Below are 1,385 nucleotides of genomic sequence, written 5' to 3'. Positions count from 1 at the left end.
TACTGAGGTTGTAAATAGAAAAACACCGCTTCATTTGGTAAAGTGAGAGTATCCAGCAATCACTACCATATAGAAGAGGTGTCCTCTACATGATAGATCAAAACGTACCATATAATCAACTTCCAAATGAGATTAAACCGGCTTTCAAAGAACTCAAAGTGCTGCAACACTTGAGAACAGCAGGCTTCAAGAAGAAATTCGGCTATACATGCTCGTTCTTATTCCAGCTTGTCTTTGTACTCTTGTTTCATCACAAAAATTGGTTTCGTTTGCTGGAAAGCGACAGGGGAGAATCGTTTCCGGGCAAGGACGCTGTCTATCGTTTTCTCAATCATAGTGGCTACGCTTGGCGTCGGTTCTTATCCTTGCTCAGTTCCTCTACCATCGGTAAAGTCCAGCCCCTTACAGGAACGGACCGCGTATCCGTATTTGTTGTCGACGATTCCATGTTTGAGCGGAATCGCAGCAAGATGGTCGAGTTGCTTTCCAGGTTTAAAGATCATGCGACCGGCTGCTATTACAAAGGATTTCGGATGCTCACACTTGGTTGGTCGGATGGCCATACGTTTATTCCCGTTGACTTTTCCTTGCTTGCTTCTCTCAAATCCCAAGTAAACGGCATCATGAAGGGGATCGATAAGCGAACGTCCGGCTACAAGCGACGGATGGAAGCTCTCTTGCCTGCTCCTGAGGTCATCCCCGCCATGATCGATCGCGCGTTTTCCGCTGGCGTGCAAGCTTCCTACGTGCTTATGGATAGTTGGTTTACGCATGCTCCGCTGATCCAAGCAATGCTTTGTCGCGGTCTGGATGTGATCGGCATGGTCAAAGCCGATAAGAAACGCTATCTTGACCGCGGGCGGCGATTAACTCTACAAGAGCTTTATTACGAAGCCCTCCCCGTTCAAGGAAAGAACAAGGGCATCTTGCGTTCCATCCGCACCAAGCTGTCTCCGGGGATTCCCGTTATCATCGTCTTTGTACGCCATCGTTCGAACAAAAAGGAATGGCTCGCCATTCTATGCACCGACCTTTCACTCTCAGAAGAAGAGATCATCCGGATTTACGGAATTCGCTGGGACATTGAGGTGTTCTTTAAGTGTGCCAAATCGTTGCTGCGTCTGCAAAAGGAATTTCAAGGTCGTTCTTACGATTTGCTCATCAGTCACACTACGATTGTCTTCTCTCGATACATATTGCTGGCATGGCAACACCGACAAAGTACGGACAACCGCACTTTGGGCGGCTTATTTCACCTGCTCTGCGATGAAGTTAGTCAATTGGATTGGGCAGTTGCTCTGGGACAACTCATTGAAATCCTTGAGAACGTAGCTAAGAAAGCGAGCAAAAGAATCACATCACTTATCCAAACGCAACTCCAACAA

Annotated in this window: 1 protein-coding gene; it reads left to right on the top strand. The window is 47.2% G+C overall.

Annotated features, from left to right (window positions below):
- Window positions 1-89: 89 nt before the first annotated feature.
- Window positions 90-1,385, top strand: a 1,296-nt coding sequence (locus ACFQ03_RS25850; RefSeq protein WP_379291903.1) for an IS4 family transposase, incomplete at its 3' end; no start/stop codon positions are given.

It is taken from the genome of Paenibacillus residui, from assembly GCF_042677205.1.
Classification (GTDB): Bacteria; Bacillota; Bacilli; order Paenibacillales; family NBRC-103111; genus Paenibacillus_L; species Paenibacillus_L residui.
Note: the sequence above shows the minus strand (reverse complement) of the source record. Positions and strands in the feature narration are given on the sequence as shown.